The organism is Postechiella marina, from assembly GCF_039538365.1.
In the GTDB taxonomy this organism is placed as follows: Bacteria; Bacteroidota; Bacteroidia; order Flavobacteriales; family Flavobacteriaceae; genus Postechiella; species Postechiella marina.
In genome coordinates this window covers 16720-31968 of the sequence record NZ_BAABCA010000007.1, presented here as the reverse complement: position 1 = coordinate 31968, position 15249 = coordinate 16720, and the positions used below count along the sequence as shown (strand labels likewise).

Annotated in this window: 11 protein-coding genes; 9 read left to right on the top strand and 2 right to left on the bottom strand. The window is 32.7% G+C overall.

What is annotated here, in order from left to right; genetic code table 11:
* The first annotated feature begins 14 nt into the window (after window positions 1–14).
* The 4 genes from ABD715_RS15525 to cysS all read left to right on the top strand — a co-directional run bounded on the left by ABD715_RS15525 (window position 15) and on the right by cysS (window position 5437).
* Entirely contained in the window at window positions 15–1121 is a 1107-nt protein-coding gene (locus ABD715_RS15525) for a hypothetical protein (RefSeq protein WP_344789246.1), read from the top strand.
* Between the two features lie 26 nt (window positions 1122–1147).
* On the top strand, window positions 1148–2674 hold the full coding sequence (locus ABD715_RS15520) for an OmpP1/FadL family transporter (protein ID WP_344789245.1): 1527 nt from the start codon (window positions 1148–1150) through the stop codon (window positions 2672–2674).
* A 182-nt stretch (window positions 2675–2856) separates the two neighbouring features.
* Window positions 2857–3534 carry a GTP cyclohydrolase I FolE gene (gene folE, locus ABD715_RS15515; protein ID WP_344789244.1) on the top strand — a complete coding sequence of 226 codons (678 nt, stop codon included), beginning with the start codon at window positions 2857–2859 and terminating at the stop codon, window positions 3532–3534.
* A gap of 421 nt (window positions 3535–3955) precedes the next feature.
* The gene (cysS, locus tag ABD715_RS15510) at window positions 3956–5437 is read left to right on the top strand and encodes a cysteine--tRNA ligase (protein WP_344789243.1); all 1482 of its coding nucleotides are present in this window, start codon (window positions 3956–3958) and stop codon (window positions 5435–5437) included.
* Here cysS and ABD715_RS15505 read toward each other — a convergent pair.
* On the bottom strand, window positions 5434–7068 hold the full coding sequence (locus tag ABD715_RS15505; protein WP_344789241.1) for a transcriptional regulator: 1635 nt from the start codon (window positions 7066–7068) through the stop codon (window positions 5434–5436). The genes cysS and ABD715_RS15505 overlap by 4 nt on opposite strands.
* A 155-nt stretch (window positions 7069–7223) precedes the next feature.
* Here ABD715_RS15505 and ABD715_RS15500 point away from each other — a divergent pair, with 155 nt between their 5' ends.
* From ABD715_RS15500 to yidD, 4 genes are all read left to right on the top strand, one after another.
* Window positions 7224–8864, top strand: coding sequence for a sulfatase (locus tag ABD715_RS15500; RefSeq protein WP_344789240.1), 1641 nt, complete (start codon window positions 7224–7226; stop codon window positions 8862–8864).
* Between the two features lie 21 nt (window positions 8865–8885).
* Window positions 8886–10808 carry an FAD-dependent oxidoreductase gene (locus tag ABD715_RS15495; RefSeq protein ID WP_344789238.1) on the top strand — a complete coding sequence of 641 codons (1923 nt, stop codon included), beginning with the start codon at window positions 8886–8888 and terminating at the stop codon, window positions 10806–10808.
* Between the two features lie 6 nt (window positions 10809–10814).
* Entirely contained in the window at window positions 10815–11939 is a 1125-nt protein-coding gene (locus tag ABD715_RS15490) for a hypothetical protein (protein ID WP_344789237.1), read from the top strand.
* 113 nt (window positions 11940–12052) lie between these two features.
* Complete coding sequence (gene yidD / locus ABD715_RS15485) at window positions 12053–12277, top strand: membrane protein insertion efficiency factor YidD (protein WP_344789452.1); 225 nt, start codon at window positions 12053–12055, stop codon at window positions 12275–12277.
* 235 nt (window positions 12278–12512) lie between these two features.
* Here the strand turns inward: yidD and ABD715_RS15480 are convergent, their stop codons facing one another.
* Window positions 12513–13973, bottom strand: coding sequence for an aminoacyl-histidine dipeptidase (locus tag ABD715_RS15480; RefSeq protein WP_344789236.1), 1461 nt, complete (start codon window positions 13971–13973; stop codon window positions 12513–12515).
* Between the two features lie 176 nt (window positions 13974–14149).
* Between ABD715_RS15480 and ABD715_RS15475 the strand changes: the two genes are divergently transcribed.
* Entirely contained in the window at window positions 14150–15220 is a 1071-nt protein-coding gene (locus ABD715_RS15475; protein ID WP_344789235.1) for a DUF3810 domain-containing protein, read from the top strand.
* Window positions 15221–15249: the final 29 nt, after the last annotated feature.

The window sequence follows — 15249 nt, the reverse complement described above, 5'->3', positions numbered from 1 at the left end:
TAAAATCTAGAGATATGCACTTTAATAACTACTTAAATAGCAAAATACCATTTATAGCCCTAATCGGATTATTATTTGGTTTATCGTCATGTGGATCTTACCAATATGTTGGTGTAGATAATGATGGTATATATGGAGATTCTGCTCCGCAACCTACGCAACAAAAAGTAGTAGCATCGGCACATCAATCTGCTTCTAACTCTAACAATGGTTATTACGAGAATTATTTTAAAAATAAAGCGTTAGAGTTTCAAGATGTTAGTGATGGAGATGTCATTTTTACAGATATTGATTCTTATCAAGGTGATTATTATGCAGATGAAAATGTAGATAATACTTACAATGGATATCCAGGTTGGGGACAAACTAATGATAATGTTATTGTAAACGTGCACACAAACGGATGGAACAATTGGGGTTACGGTTATAATAATTGGGGTTGGAATAATTGGGGTTATAATTATGGTTGGAGAAGCAGACCGTATTATGGTAACTGGGGTTTTGGATATAATAATTGGGGATATAATGACTTTTATGGCTCTGGATGGGGGTATGGTTTTCCTGGATATGGCGGTTTTTATGGTAATATAGGTTTTTACAATCCTTATGTATATGGTGGTTTTTATGGCTATAATAATAGATATTATAGAAACAGACCTTATTATAATAGTAATAGAGGTGTAGCTTATAACTCTACAAGAAGAACATCATCTTCTAACGTTACAGGCAGAACTAGTAGTTCTATAAGACGTAGTAGTGCTTCTCCAACATCAAGATACAGTAGCGCTTCAAGAAGAAGTGCATCTACTTCAACAGGTAGAAGTTCGTCATCTAAAGCTATAAGTACAAACTCTGTAAGACGAAGTAGTAGTACAAGATCATCATCTTATCCAACATCAAGAAGTTCTTCTTCAACGGTAAGACGAAGTTCTAGTTCTTCATCTCCTAATTATTCTACAAGTCGATCTAGTTCTAATAAGTCATCATATTCTACACCTACAAGAAGGTCTTCATCTAGTTCTAGTAGTAGTTCTGGTTCTTATTCTACAAGTCGATCTAGTAGTAGTTCTGGAAGCAGCAGAAGATCAGGTTCTTCAAGTGGAGGAAGAAGAGGAAGATAAAATCAAAAAAAAATAAAAATTACTATATGAAAAAGTTAATCATACTATTCGTAGCGGTTCTAGCTATGCCTTTATTAAATGCGCAAGATATAACAGATGCCCTGCGATACTCTCAAAGTGAAGTACAAGGAACAGCAAGGTTTAGAGCTTTAAGTGGTGCTTTTGGAGCTTTAGGTGGCGACATGAGTGCGGTGAGCATAAACCCCGCAGGATCTGCAGTGTTTAGTCAGAGTCATGCATCGTTTTCTGTAAATATTTTAGATTATACAAACGACACGCAGTATTTTGGAGGCGAAGCCTCTACAAATAATTCTGATTTTTCTTTAAATCAAGGTGGAGCTTCTTTTGTTTTTAGAAATAATAATACAAGTTCGCCATGGAAAAAGTTTACCATAGGTGTGGCTTACGATAAAACAAGTGATTATGAAGACGATTGGTTTGCTGCAGGAATCAATACTAATGTTAATACTAATTTTGATAATACCATTGCTAGTTATTTTTTTGATTATGCCAATGGGTTACCATTAGGCGATATTTCTACATTAGAAGGAGAGTCTATTGCTGATGCTTATGCAGATATTGGAGCTGCCTACGGGTTTGGACACCAACAAGCTTTTTTAGGATTTGAATCTTATATTTTACAACCGGTAGATATAGATGATGACAACAATACAGAATATTTAATTAACTTAGAAAACGGTAATTTTACACACGATTACTCATATTTATCTACAGGGTATAATGGTAAAATAGCTTTTAATATGGCAGCACAATATGGCGATAATTTATATTTAGGTATAAATTTAAATTCTCACTTTATAGATTACGAACGCTCTACAAGATTGTATGAAACTAATGGAAACGGTGGTTTAATTAACGAAATAGACTTTAGAAATACACTAAGAACTACAGGAAACGGATTTTCGTTTCAAATAGGTAGCATTATTAAACTAAGTAAAGAACTTAGGTTGGGTCTAACTTACGACTCGCCAACATGGTATACCATAGAAGAAGAAACAACGCAGTTTTTAGATACTAGTGAGTTGGTAGCCCAAGATTTAGATGTTATAGATCCGGGTATTATTAATGTTTATCCAGAATATAAATTACAAACACCAGCTAAATTTACAGGTAGTTTAGCTTATGTAGTTGGCAAACAAGGTTTAATAAGTTTCGATTATTCTCGAAAAGATTATGGTAATGCTAAGTTTAAGCCTACAGGAGATTTTACAGCACAAAACAACCAAATAAACAGCGAATTGGCTGCTGCTGCAACATATAGACTAGGAGGAGAGTATAAATACGAGCAGTTTAGTTTTAGAGGCGGTTACCGTTTTGAAGAAAGTCCGTATGAAAACGGTACAACTGTTGGAGATTTAAACGGTTACTCTCTAGGTGTTGGTTATAATTTTGGAAACACAAGGTTCGATATTACTTTCGACCAATACATGAGAGATTTCGAAACACCAATGTTTAATCAAGGTTTAACAAGTCCTATTTTATTGGATAAAACAAACTCTAATATTACTTTATCTTTAAGTTTTAATATCTAGAAAGAATAAAACATACTATAAAAAAGCTTGAACGTTAAGGTTCAGGCTTTTTTTTGCAAACAATGTATTTTACATTAAAAATTGTACACAAACATTTTAAGTCATTAATTGTTTGTTAATTCAAAACATAAAGAAAAGTGAATTACTTATCTTTGCACCCTTAAAACATGATTTTAAATTAAATGAAAACGGAAAATAACATTGAAGATTTTGATTCTATAGGAGACGACCATATAAGTACGTCTGAAGAAACACCTATGAGAAGCGATGCTTTTAAACTTTCCAACGAGGAAAAAATAGATATTATTAAAGACGATGTGCGCCATATTATGGAAACATTAGGTCTTGATTTAACAGACGATAGTTTAAGAGGTACACCTAACCGTGTAGCAAAAATGTTTGTAAAAGAAATTTTTGGAGGATTAAATCCAGAAAATAAGCCAAAGGCATCTACATTTGATAATAAATATAAGTATGGAGAAATGCTTGTAGAGAAAAATATTACACTTTATTCTACATGCGAGCATCACTTATTACCTATAGTGGGGCGAGCACATATTGCATATATATCTAACGGTACAGTAGTTGGATTGTCTAAAATGAATCGTGTTGTAGATTATTTTGCAAAGCGTCCGCAAGTACAAGAGCGCCTAACCATTCAAATTGTAAAAGAATTGCAAGAGGTTTTAAACACTCAAGATGTAGCTTGTGTAATAGATGCCAAACATTTATGTGTTAATTCCAGAGGTATTCGCGATATTGAAAGTAGCACGGTAACTTCAGAGTTTGGCGGTAAATTTAAAGAAAACGCTACACGAAGAGAATTTTTAGATTACATTAAATTAGATACTAAATTCTAATATGTATTTTATTTAGATGTTATTTATTTAGCATGAAACCATTAGCACGCATAAATATTAGTTAGAGAACTTGAGGTTTGGAAAAAATTAATGAAACTAAAAATAACTATATAGTTATGCAGCAGAATTTATAAGAAAAGAAAAGTTTGGTTTCTATACCTTAAAATATAGCAGAAGGCACAACTAGATTAACAAATTAAAGATAAAGCTTATTTTATGGCAATTGTTTGCCTATTCTGTTTTTAATTTGTTAAATCAAACTATAATATCAAAAACAATAGATTTTATTTCCGAAAAAAAACTACAAAAGTATTAGATTGCAGGTTGAATTTATAACAAATTAAGATTAATGCATTACGAAATCATTCTCTTAAAGTTTAAAATGGTCAACTTAATAAAAACTACTAAATAACATACAGTAATGCAACTTTATAACACCAACCCAATAAAAATTTATAATTCACTTACAGGAACTAAAGAAACCTTCAAACCCATTACAGAAGGTTATATAGGTATGTATGTATGCGGACCAACGGTTTACAGTAATGTACATCTTGGAAATGTTAGAACTTTCATGTCTTTTGATATGATTTTTCGTTATTTAAAACATTTGGGATATAAAGTGCGTTATGTTCGTAATATTACAGATGCAGGACATTTGGAAAACGATGCCGATGAAGGTGAAGATAAAATTACTAAAAAAGCACGTTTAGAGCAAATAGAGCCTATGGAAGTTGTGCAGCGTTATACGGTCGATTTTCATAATATATTAAGCATATTTAACTTTTTGCCACCAAGTATAGAGCCTACAGCAACAGGGCATATTATAGAGCAAATTGAATTAATTGAAACTATAATTAAAAATGGTTTTGCATACGAAGTAAACGGATCTGTTTATTTTGATGTGCATAAGTATAATGAAACCAAAGATTACGGTGTATTAAGTAAGCGTAAACTTGAAGATTTAATTCATAATACTAGAGAATTAGATGGTCAAAGTGATAAAAAAAATCCACAAGATTTTGCACTTTGGAAAAAAGCAGAACCACAACACATAATGCGTTGGCCTTCGCCTTGGAGCGATGGTTTTCCTGGTTGGCACTTAGAGTGTACAGCGATGAGTACAAAGTATTTAGGCGAACAATTTGATATACATGGAGGCGGAATGGATTTAAAGTTTCCGCATCACGAATGCGAAATTGCTCAAAATGAAGCTGCTAAAGGCAAGTCACCAGTTAATTATTGGATGCATGCAAATATGTTAGAGCTTAACGGGCAACGCATGTCTAAATCTACAGGAAACACTGTTAACCCAGACGAGTTGCTTTCTGGAAATAACGATTTTTTTAGTAAAGCATATGCACCAAGTGTTATTCGTTTTTTTATAGCACAATCGTCTTACCGTAGTGTTTTAGATCTAACAGATGACGGGTTGTTAGCCAGCGAAAAAGGATTTTATAGGTTAATGGATGCGGTTAATAATTTAAAGAAATTAAAAGCTTCAGAAATATCTTCAATAGATATTAATGCATGGCAACAAAAGTGTTATGATGCTATGAACGACGATTTTAATTCGCCAATTCTTATAGCTCATTTATTTGAATCTGTAAAATATATAAATCAAGTAAAAGAAGGAACAGAAACTTTATCATCTAAAGATTTAGCCCTGTTTGCAAATAGTATAAATGCTTTTGTTTTTGATGTTTTAGGACTTCAAAACGAAAGTAAAACAGAAGCAGGAAGCGATAAGTTATCTGGCGCAGTCGAGTTGTTAATAAAACTAAGACAGCAAGCAAGAGCAAATAAAGATTTTGCTTTATCAGATCAAATTAGAGACGAACTAGCAGAAGTTGGGATTCAGTTAAAAGATAGTAGAGAAGGTACTACGTTTTCTACAAACTAAATAGAATTTATAAAATTAGTAAGATTTACATCTCGACTTAGATTCATTTTTTTTCTAAGTCGATGTCTTGCTACGTGTACACTTCCAAGAGAAATACCTAATAAATAAGCCATTTCTTTTCCAGAAAAATTTAATTTAATTAAAGCGCAAATTTTTAAATCTGCAGCACTTAAATTAGGTGCTTTGTCCTGTAAACGTTCGTAAAACCCTTCGTTTTGAGAAATAAACCTATTATTAAAAGCATCCCATAGACTTACAGATCGTTTTTCTATAGATTTTAATAATGTGCGTGTACCTTTGTCTAAATTATTTTTTTTAACATGATCGCTTAGCATTTTAATAACCTCTTCGCGTTCAATTAACTGTAATGTGCTTGTAGTTAATTCACTGTTTTTAACATCTAAAAGCGCTTTAGAGTCTTCTTCCTTTTTTTGATATTTTAAAGTCTTAATTCTAGACCTTACAAGAAAAAATAACACAACAAAGGTAAATAGGATTATAAAAAAGAAAATTCTTAATCTTAAAGTTTCTTGCCTTTGTTCTGCTAATTCTAAACTTTGTTTATTAAGTAAGGCGTTCTTTTTATTTAATTGATCTTTATAACGATTTCTAATAGTTAAAAACCCTTGGTTTTTATCGTTTCTCGGGTTTAAATAGGTGTTGTAAATTACGTTAGCTTTTTCTCTGTACTCAAAGGCTTTTTTGTAATTTTTTTGAGCAGCAAGTAGGTTGGCTAATTTTTCATAAATAAAAGCTTTATAAAATATACCTTCACCGCATATATCTTCAGAAGTTACCGATTTGTTAAAGTAAGATTTCGCAAGATCCAATTCACCCATAGCCATATAGATAACACCAATTCTTCCATAAAGAATTAATAAAAAACTTTTAGAAATACGATGGTTTAGTTTAGTTACATCTAAGTTTTCAAGTGTACTAACAGATTTTTTTAGTAGGGTAATAGATTGTAAAGTTTGGCCTTGCCAACCTTCAAAAGTAGCTCGTTTCTCATCAAGAAAAACATCATATATCTCATTGTTCTTTAGTTTATGTTTTAATAAGTTACAAGAATCAATATAGAGTTTTAAATGTTTAATATTCTGTTTTCTTTGGCTATATAGTGCTAAGTTATAATAAGATTTATAGAGTTGCTTAGCTTCTATTTTTTTGTTTTTGTAAAGTTTTTTGAAGTAATAATGCGCTTTTTTAAAGTTGTAACCTGCTTCATCATCTTGTTTGTATAAATAGGTTAAGGCACCTAGCTCTTCAAAAGCTTTTGCTTGTAGTAAATAATTCCCATATTCTTCAGCTAAAAAAAGAGCATCGCCAGCATCATTAAAGGCATCATCATAGTCTAAATTATTTCGTTTATAAATGCTTAGGTTTATAAGGTTATTTACTATTTTAATTGTGTCTTTTTTTAAAGAAGCTTGTGTAAAGGCTTTTTTATAACTTTTAAAAATTGAGTCAGAATATTTTTTTTTTAAAGAATTGTTAGAATTGTAGTAAGATTTAAATTGCTGTGCTTGTAATTGAAGAAAAGAACAAATGATAAGTGTGCTTATAAGAAAAAAATAGACTTTTATTTTTTTTAAATGGCTTATATGTAATGTTTTAAGCTCTTTTTTCATGAGTATTTGTTTTTTGTAAGTTAAGTTTTTAAAAAGTCTTAAAAAGCACAATGTTAAGTTTTTGTAATACGAATTTATACAATTTTTACATAAAGCCTTCTTAAATTGCTGGAACAAACCAACTAAAACTTATTTAGGTAACTACATTATTTATTATGAAATTCGCTTTATATATATGCACACTGTTATTGTGTTTAAGCTGCACCAAAGCACAACAAAAATTAAAAAAGCCCAATATCCTTTTTATAGGTATAGACGATTTAAGGCCAGAATTAGGTTGTTATGGTTCAGAAGTAGCTGTTAGTCCAAACCTAGATCAATTAGCAAATGATGGATTGCTTTTTAATAAAGCTTATTGCCAACAAGCCATTTGTGGACCATCAAGAGCTAGTTTATTAACAGGAATTAGACCTGAAACCAGTGGGGTTTTTCATAATTATATAAAATTTAGAGAAGCAAACCCTAATGTAGTAACACTACCTCAGCATTTTAAAAATAATGGTTATGAAACCGTATATACAGGTAAAATATTCCATCATGGCGATTTAGATGACGAAAAATCGTGGAGTAGATTACCAGCTGTAGATAGTATGACGTTTAAAGGCATAAAAAAACCAGTAGGTTTTGCATTAGAAAAAAATATAAAAGAACGGGCTCACACTAAAAAAGAAATGATTGCTAAATATGGTAAAGTTGCTAAATACGGATTAGCTATGGGGCAAGCTTATGAAGGTGTTGATGTGCCAGACAATACTTTTTCGGATGGTTACAATACAGAACTAGCTATAGCTACAATGAAAGAAATGATTGCCAAAAAAAATAAACCATTCTTTTTGGGTTTAGGCTTTAATAAACCTCATCTTAATTGGGTATCTCCAAAAAAATATTGGGATTTATACAATAGAGAAGAATTAAAAGTAACTGCGCAAGACAGTATGCCAAAAGGAGGTGCAGAAATGGGATTGCATCCTTCTTTTGAGCTTCGTGTTAGAAGTGGAATACCAAAGAAAGGGAGCATAGATAAAGATCTTGCGTTAACATTAAAGCATGCTTATTTAGCATGTGTAAGTTATGTTGATGCCCAAATTGGTAAAATGATAACAGCTCTGGAAGAGGCAGGAGTTAGAGAAAACACGATAATAATTGTTTGGAGCGATCATGGTTGGCATTTAGGCGATATGGGGATTTGGGGAAAAGCTACTAATTACGAAATAGCTACACGAGTGCCACTTATAATTTGGACTCCAGACATGCCTAAGGGGAATCGTGGTAAATCTACTGATGCTTTAGTAGAGCTTGTAGATATGTATCCTACCTTAGCTAATTTGGCAGGTATAGATATTCCAAGCCATGTCGAAGGTTCAAGCTTTGTGCCTGTATTAAAAGATCCAAATGTTAAATGGAAATCAGCAGCTTTTAGTCAATTTCCTTCACCAGCATTAAGAGAATGGGGAGCTTATCCTTTAAGACCTGCAATGAGAGAAACTTATTTTGGACCATTAATAGAGGAGGTAGAAACTAGAGTAAAAAAGCAACAAAAAGAAAATTGGGACAGAGATTTGTTCGAAAACACATTAATGGGGTACGCTATGCGAACACAACAATATCGCCTTATTGTTTGGAAAGATCGTGAGCATTTAAGTAAAACTCCTTTGTACATTGAACTTTACGACCATAAAATAGACCCCAAAGAAACTATAAATATAGCTGATAATAATCCGGAATTGGTTAAACAGCTTATTCAACAATTCAATAAAGGATGGTCAGGAAATATACCAACTAAAACTAATTATTAGAACAATATAAAACGAAGAATTATGAAAAGGCGAGATTTTTTTAGGAAAGGAACAAGCGCAGCTATAGCAGCAGGCACTATACCAATGATTTTTACTTCTTGTGCTAGCACAAACGATATAGTTTACGATAAGCCAAAAGATAAATGGTATCATTTAGGTACTGGCAAGAGTGGCATACCAAACAGAAAGCCTATAGCTAATTATGATGTAGCTGTTATTGGTGGTGGTGCAGCTGGTATTTGTGCAGCTGTTGCTTCGGCAAGAAACGGATCAAAAACAGTCCTTATTCAAGATAGACCGGTTTTAGGCGGTAATGCATCAAGCGAAATGCGTGTGCATTTAAACGGTGTTAATAACTTAAAAGGTAAGGCAGAACGCGAAACTGGAATTATAGAAGAAATTTTATTACATAATCGTTTCGAAAACGAGCAAGAGTCATTTCCTATTTTTGATCATGTGATGTACGATTTTGTAGTACGCGAGCCTAATTTAACGTTAATGTTAAATACTCAAGCTGTAGAGGCTGTTATGGATGGAGACAAAATAAAGTCTGCACTTTGTTGGCAAGCCACTACCGAAAAAATGTATACTATCAATGCTTCTATTTTTATAGATTGTTCTGGAGATGGTTTGTTAGCTGCAACTTCGGGAGCCGAATATAGAACAGGTAGAGAAGGTAAAGCAGAATTTAATGAGACTTACGCACCAGATGTTGCAGATGGTTGGCAAATGGGTGCATCGTTATTAATGTCTTCTAAAGATATGGGAAGACCAATAAAGTACTCGCCACCATCTTACGCTATAAAATATACCCACGAAGGTGCTCATCCAAGAAGACATTTTAAATGGTTTAAAGATGGTATTTGGTGGATTGAAGTAGGAAGTGATGATGATATTATTGCAGATTTTGAAGAAAACAGACATAAGCTTATGGCGTATCTTCATGGAGTGTGGGATTATATTAAAAATTCTGGTAATTTTCCTGAAGCCGATAATTTAGCTTTAGATTGGGTAGGGTCTTTACCATGTAGAAGAGAGTCAAGACGTTTTATTGGAGATTATATTATGTCTGAAAAAGATATGACCGAGCATAGAGATTTTATCGATGCAGTAGCTTTTGGAGGTTGGTCTTTAGACGAGCATAACCCTGGCGGAATAGAAAACATATCAGAACCTCCTAGCTATTTTCATTATCATTTTAAAAGTGTTTATCAGTTTCCATTTAGAAGTTTATATTCAAAAAATGTATCTAATTTAATGTTTGCTGGTCGTAACGTAAGTCAAACACATATAGCATTGTCGTCAAGTCGTATAATGGCAACATGTGCTTTGCAAGGTCAAGCAGTAGGTACAGCTGCAACTATTTGCAATAAAAGAAACATTTTACCAAGAGAGGTTGGGCAAAACTATATAAACGAGCTTCAAGAACAGCTTATGAGAGATGATGCTTTTATACCTAAACGACCTGCTAAAGATCCTTTAGATTTAGCAAAAAAGGCCAACGAAATATTTGGTTCTACAACGTCTTCTGGAGATGCTAAAAATTTAATAAACGGAATTTCTAGAGATATTGATGGCGAAATAAACCACTGGCAATCTGATGGTTTAAATGCTAAAATTCAATTAGAATGGAATATCCCTGTAAATGTGTCTAAGGTAGAGCTAAAGTGTGATACTAATGTTAAAAGAAACATTATGATGCGAAAAGATAGTAAGAATGATAAACTTTACGGGAATCAAGTGCCAAAGGAAATGCTTAAAGCTTTAAATATTGAAGGTCGTGTAAATGGGCAATGGAAAAAATTAGGAATTATAACAGATAATAGAACGCGTCTTATTAAATTTAATTTTAATACAATAAAAACAACAGCAATTCGAATAAATATGACAGAAACTTATGGCATGAAAAATGTAAAGTTATTTGAAGTACGTTGTTACGCATAATTTAATATGATATATAACTTTAAAATAATAGTTTGCTTTCTTTTTCCTTTTTGGTTTTTAGTAAACAAAGAAGATAATCGAACACAATTAAAAACTATAGAGCACACATTGGTTATTTCTCATCCTGGAGAAAAATCATTGGTAGAAACGGTTTTAACCGAAGTGCAAAACCAAGCAGGTTTACCTGTTGAATATTATATGGATGTTAGGTCTGTTATATGTTTAGAAGAGGTTTGTAAAGTTATTCCTGTTAGGCTATTTTGGGATAATATAGGGCAGTACACTAAATATGAGTTAGATGAAGGTGCTACGCTAGAAAAGTATGAAGCCGATGTTTTTGCCCCAGAAGATTATTATAAACTGCATACTATTTTATCTAATACTGCATCGCCTTTTAAAAAAGTTTTTATTGAAGACATATTAACTGTTCCAGATGAATTAAGCGAAGATATTGATGCAGTTTCTGGTGCTACAGCATTAGAATTGGACGAAAAAGATACCGTTCCTGGTGCAGCTCTCACTTGTTTTACATTATGGCATTGGGCTAACGGTAATGTTATAGCCAATATAAAAACCATAACAGGGCTAGTGTCCAAAGAGCATCTTTTTAATTTTCTTTTTAATCAAGAAGATGATACCTATTTTAATATAGCGGTTAAAAGTTTAAAATCTAGAAAACTATATGCGCCTAAATACACTACAGCAGTTTATAATAGGTTGTTAGACAATGAAAAACTATTAAAAACGGGCCTGCTATATTTAGAATCTGCACCATTAGATGTTTATTTAAGCACCTTACATCAATTAATAGTTAATGGTAATAAAGAACAAAAATTAGCAGTAATAAGATCTTTAAATACTTCAAGTCAAAGTATTCCAAAAAGCTTTTTAGATGGTGTTAGTAAAGAGTTTTCTAATTTAAAATCTTTTCACGAAGTTTCCATTTTGTTAGAACTTATGCAGACTAAGAATACAGGATCTGCAACGGTTATTAAACAGGTTATGCCACTTTTAAACGGAAACTTTATAGCTGCAAGACGTGTATATTGGTTTTTAAAAACAGAAAAATTAAATGATACTCAAACCAAGTTGGTTCAAGATTTTTACAAAGCACATAAAGATCGTTTATAAATGTGTTAAGTAAAGCTACAAACAGCTTTAAAAACCTGTACTCTATCTTTTTATGGTAAGAAGGTATTAATAAACCTTTATATTTTATTTACCTTTGGTAGCTAGATTGCTTTATTTTGAAAAAACTACTTATTGCACCTTTTTTGTTTTTGATAAAAATTTATCAAATCTTTATATCTCCATTAACACCTGCTACATGTCGATATAATCCAACATGTTCGAGTTATTCAAAAAAAGCATTGCAAAAACACGGATTGATAAAAGGAAGTTGGTTAGCTATAAAACGTATATTTAGTTGTCATCCATGGGGTGGTTCTGGTTACGACCCTGTGCCTTAAGTTGTATCAATTCTCAACTTATATTATCTCCTCTAGTTTCCTCATATCGGAATTTGCTTTCTGGAATAGTAGAGAATTTTAAATTCTAATTATAGGGTAAATACTTAATTTTAGAAAATTTTATGGTTGGAAACTAATAAATAGAAAATAAAACTTAGTTTAAGCGTAATTTTTAATGTGAGAGTAACTTGTACTAAAACGTTTAAAAATTACGCTAAAATAAGCTTTTATGATCTTATGCTTTTGGAATGTTTTTTAGAATTTCTAAAACAAACTTCCAGTATTTTTGAACCGATGATATTTGAGCACGTTCGTCTGGCGAGTGTGCACCTTTAATATTTGGCCCAAAGCTAATCATATCCATATCTGGGTAATTAGTTCCTAAAATACCACATTCTAAACCAGCATGACAAGCAGCAACATGAGCTTCTTGGCCATTCATGTCTATATATATTTTAGAAAGTACTTTTAAAATTGCAGAATCCATATTAGGTGTCCAACCTGGGTAATCGCCAGAGGCTTCTACCTCACAACCAGTTAACTCAAAGGTTGCTCGTAGTGTGTTAACCAAATCCCATTTAGCACTCTCGACCGACGAGCGTGTTAAGCATCCAATTTTAACTTGACCTTCTTTTACAATAACACGGGCTATGTTGTTTGATGTTTCTACCAATTCTGGAATATCGGCACTCATTCTATATACGCCATTACAGGCAGCGTAAATAGCTCTTGTTAAACCTTCTTGTATACCAAGATCCATTATTTTTTCTGGAGTTTCGGTTTTAGAAACACTAATTTCTAAATCGGGCTCCATGGTTTTTAGTTCGGTTTTAATAGTATCTGCTTGTAATTGCATTTCTAGTACAAAAGCTTCTTCGTGTATAGCATCTATGGCAACAATAGCATTGCTTTCTCTAGGAATAGCGTTGCGTAAACTACCACCATCAATTTCAGAAATGCGTAATCCAAAGTTTTCGAAACCATCAAATAATATGCGGTTCATAATTTTATTTGCATTACCTAAACCTTCGTGAATTTGCATACCAGAATGCCCGCCTTGTAAACCTTTAACAGTTACTTTGTAACCAATTTTAAACTCAGGTGTTTCTTCTTCGTTATAAGTTCTTGTAGCGGTAACATCGATTCCGCCAGCACAGCCAACACCAATTTCGTCGTCTTCTTCGGTATCTAGGTTAAGTAGGATGCCTCCAGAAAGTAAACCTCCTTTTAAACCCATAGCACCTGTCATACCTGTTTCTTCGTCTATGGTAAAAAGCGCTTCTATTGCGGGGTGTACAATATCTTTGCTTTCTAGAATAGCCATTATTGTTGCAACTCCAAGTCCGTTATCTGCACCAAGGGTTGTGCCTTTTGCTCGTACCCAATCGCCATCTATATACATATCGATACCTTGTGTATCGAAGTCGAAAACGGTATCGTTATTTTTTTGATGTACCATATCTAAATGCGATTGCATAACTATGGTAGTTCTATTTTCCATACCAGTGGTTGCTGGCTTTTTTATAATCACGTTTCCAACCTCGTCTTCAATGGTTTCTAAGCCTAAGTTTTTACCAAAATCTTTTATAAAGGCAATAACGCGTTCTTCTTTTTTAGAAGGGCGTGGTACAGCGTTTAAATCGGCAAACTTATTCCAAAGTTGTTGTGGTTCGAGTTGTCTTATATCTTGACTCATATGTGTATGTAATTTATGTGTCAAAGATAGCAAAAAAGGACTGATTTAGGCAGCTACTCCTGATTGATGCGGCATCCTTTTTTGAGGTTGCGAAAAAAAGATATAGCGGAAAGCAGGTAGAAACCTTTATTGACATGCAAGGGCTTTAGGGTGCAAATTTTTATTACTTTTGATTTATGCTAAAAGAGAAGAAAACCATTATAGCGTTGTTGTTAATTCCGCAATATTTTTTTGTGAAATTACTAGGGAATTATCCTGATGTTGTAGAGTTGTATTATAGTAATGGTTTGTATGTTTATATATCTAAGGCTTTTAGATATATGTTAGGTTGGTTGCCATTTTCGTTTGGCGATTTGGTGTATGCTTTTGGTATTATTTATGCTGTTAGGTGGCTTTTTATAAATAGAAAGCGCTTACGAAAAGATACTAAGCAGTGGTTTGTAGATGTGTTTACTGCGGTTTCTATTATTTATTTTGCGTTTCATTTATTTTGGGGGTTTAATTATTACCGTTTGCCATTGCATAAAAGTTTAAATATAAATGCAGATTATACCACAGAGCAGCTTGTTAATGTTACTAAATTATTAATAGAGCGAGCTAATGCTACACATTTTAAAATTACTAAAAATGATACGGTTAAGGTAAATGTACCTTATGCAAAACACGAGGTTTTAAATATGGCGCCCGCTGGTTATGTGGGGTTAAAAAAGCAGTTTCCAGATTTAGAATATACGCCAGTTAGTGCTAAAATATCGTTGTTTAGTTTGCCTTTAACTTACATGGGGTTTAGTGGATATTTAAATCCTTGGACTAACGAGGCGCAGGTAGATGGCATGATTCCGGTTTATAAATTCTCGACAACTTCTACGCACGAAATGGCGCATCAATTAGGGTTTGCTGCAGAAAACGAGGCTAATTTTATTGGTTGTTTGGCTGCTATTAACAACGAAAACATATATTTTAAATATTGCGGTTATACGTTTGGGTTGCGTTATTGTTTAAACGAAATTTATAGACGCGATGAGGCTTTGTATACCCAAATTGTAAAAACTTTAAATAGCGGTGTTTTAAAAAATTATGAGGAAGTGCGAATATTTTGGGATGCACACCAAAACCCAATAGAACCTTTTTTTAAGTTGTTTTATAGTGGTTACTTAAAGGCTAATAAGCAAAATAAAGGTATGGAAAGTTATAGTTATGTGGTGGCGCTTTTGGTTAATTATATTAACGAAAACGATGTTTTGTAATTATTTGTTCTTAATAAATTAGTCTTCAA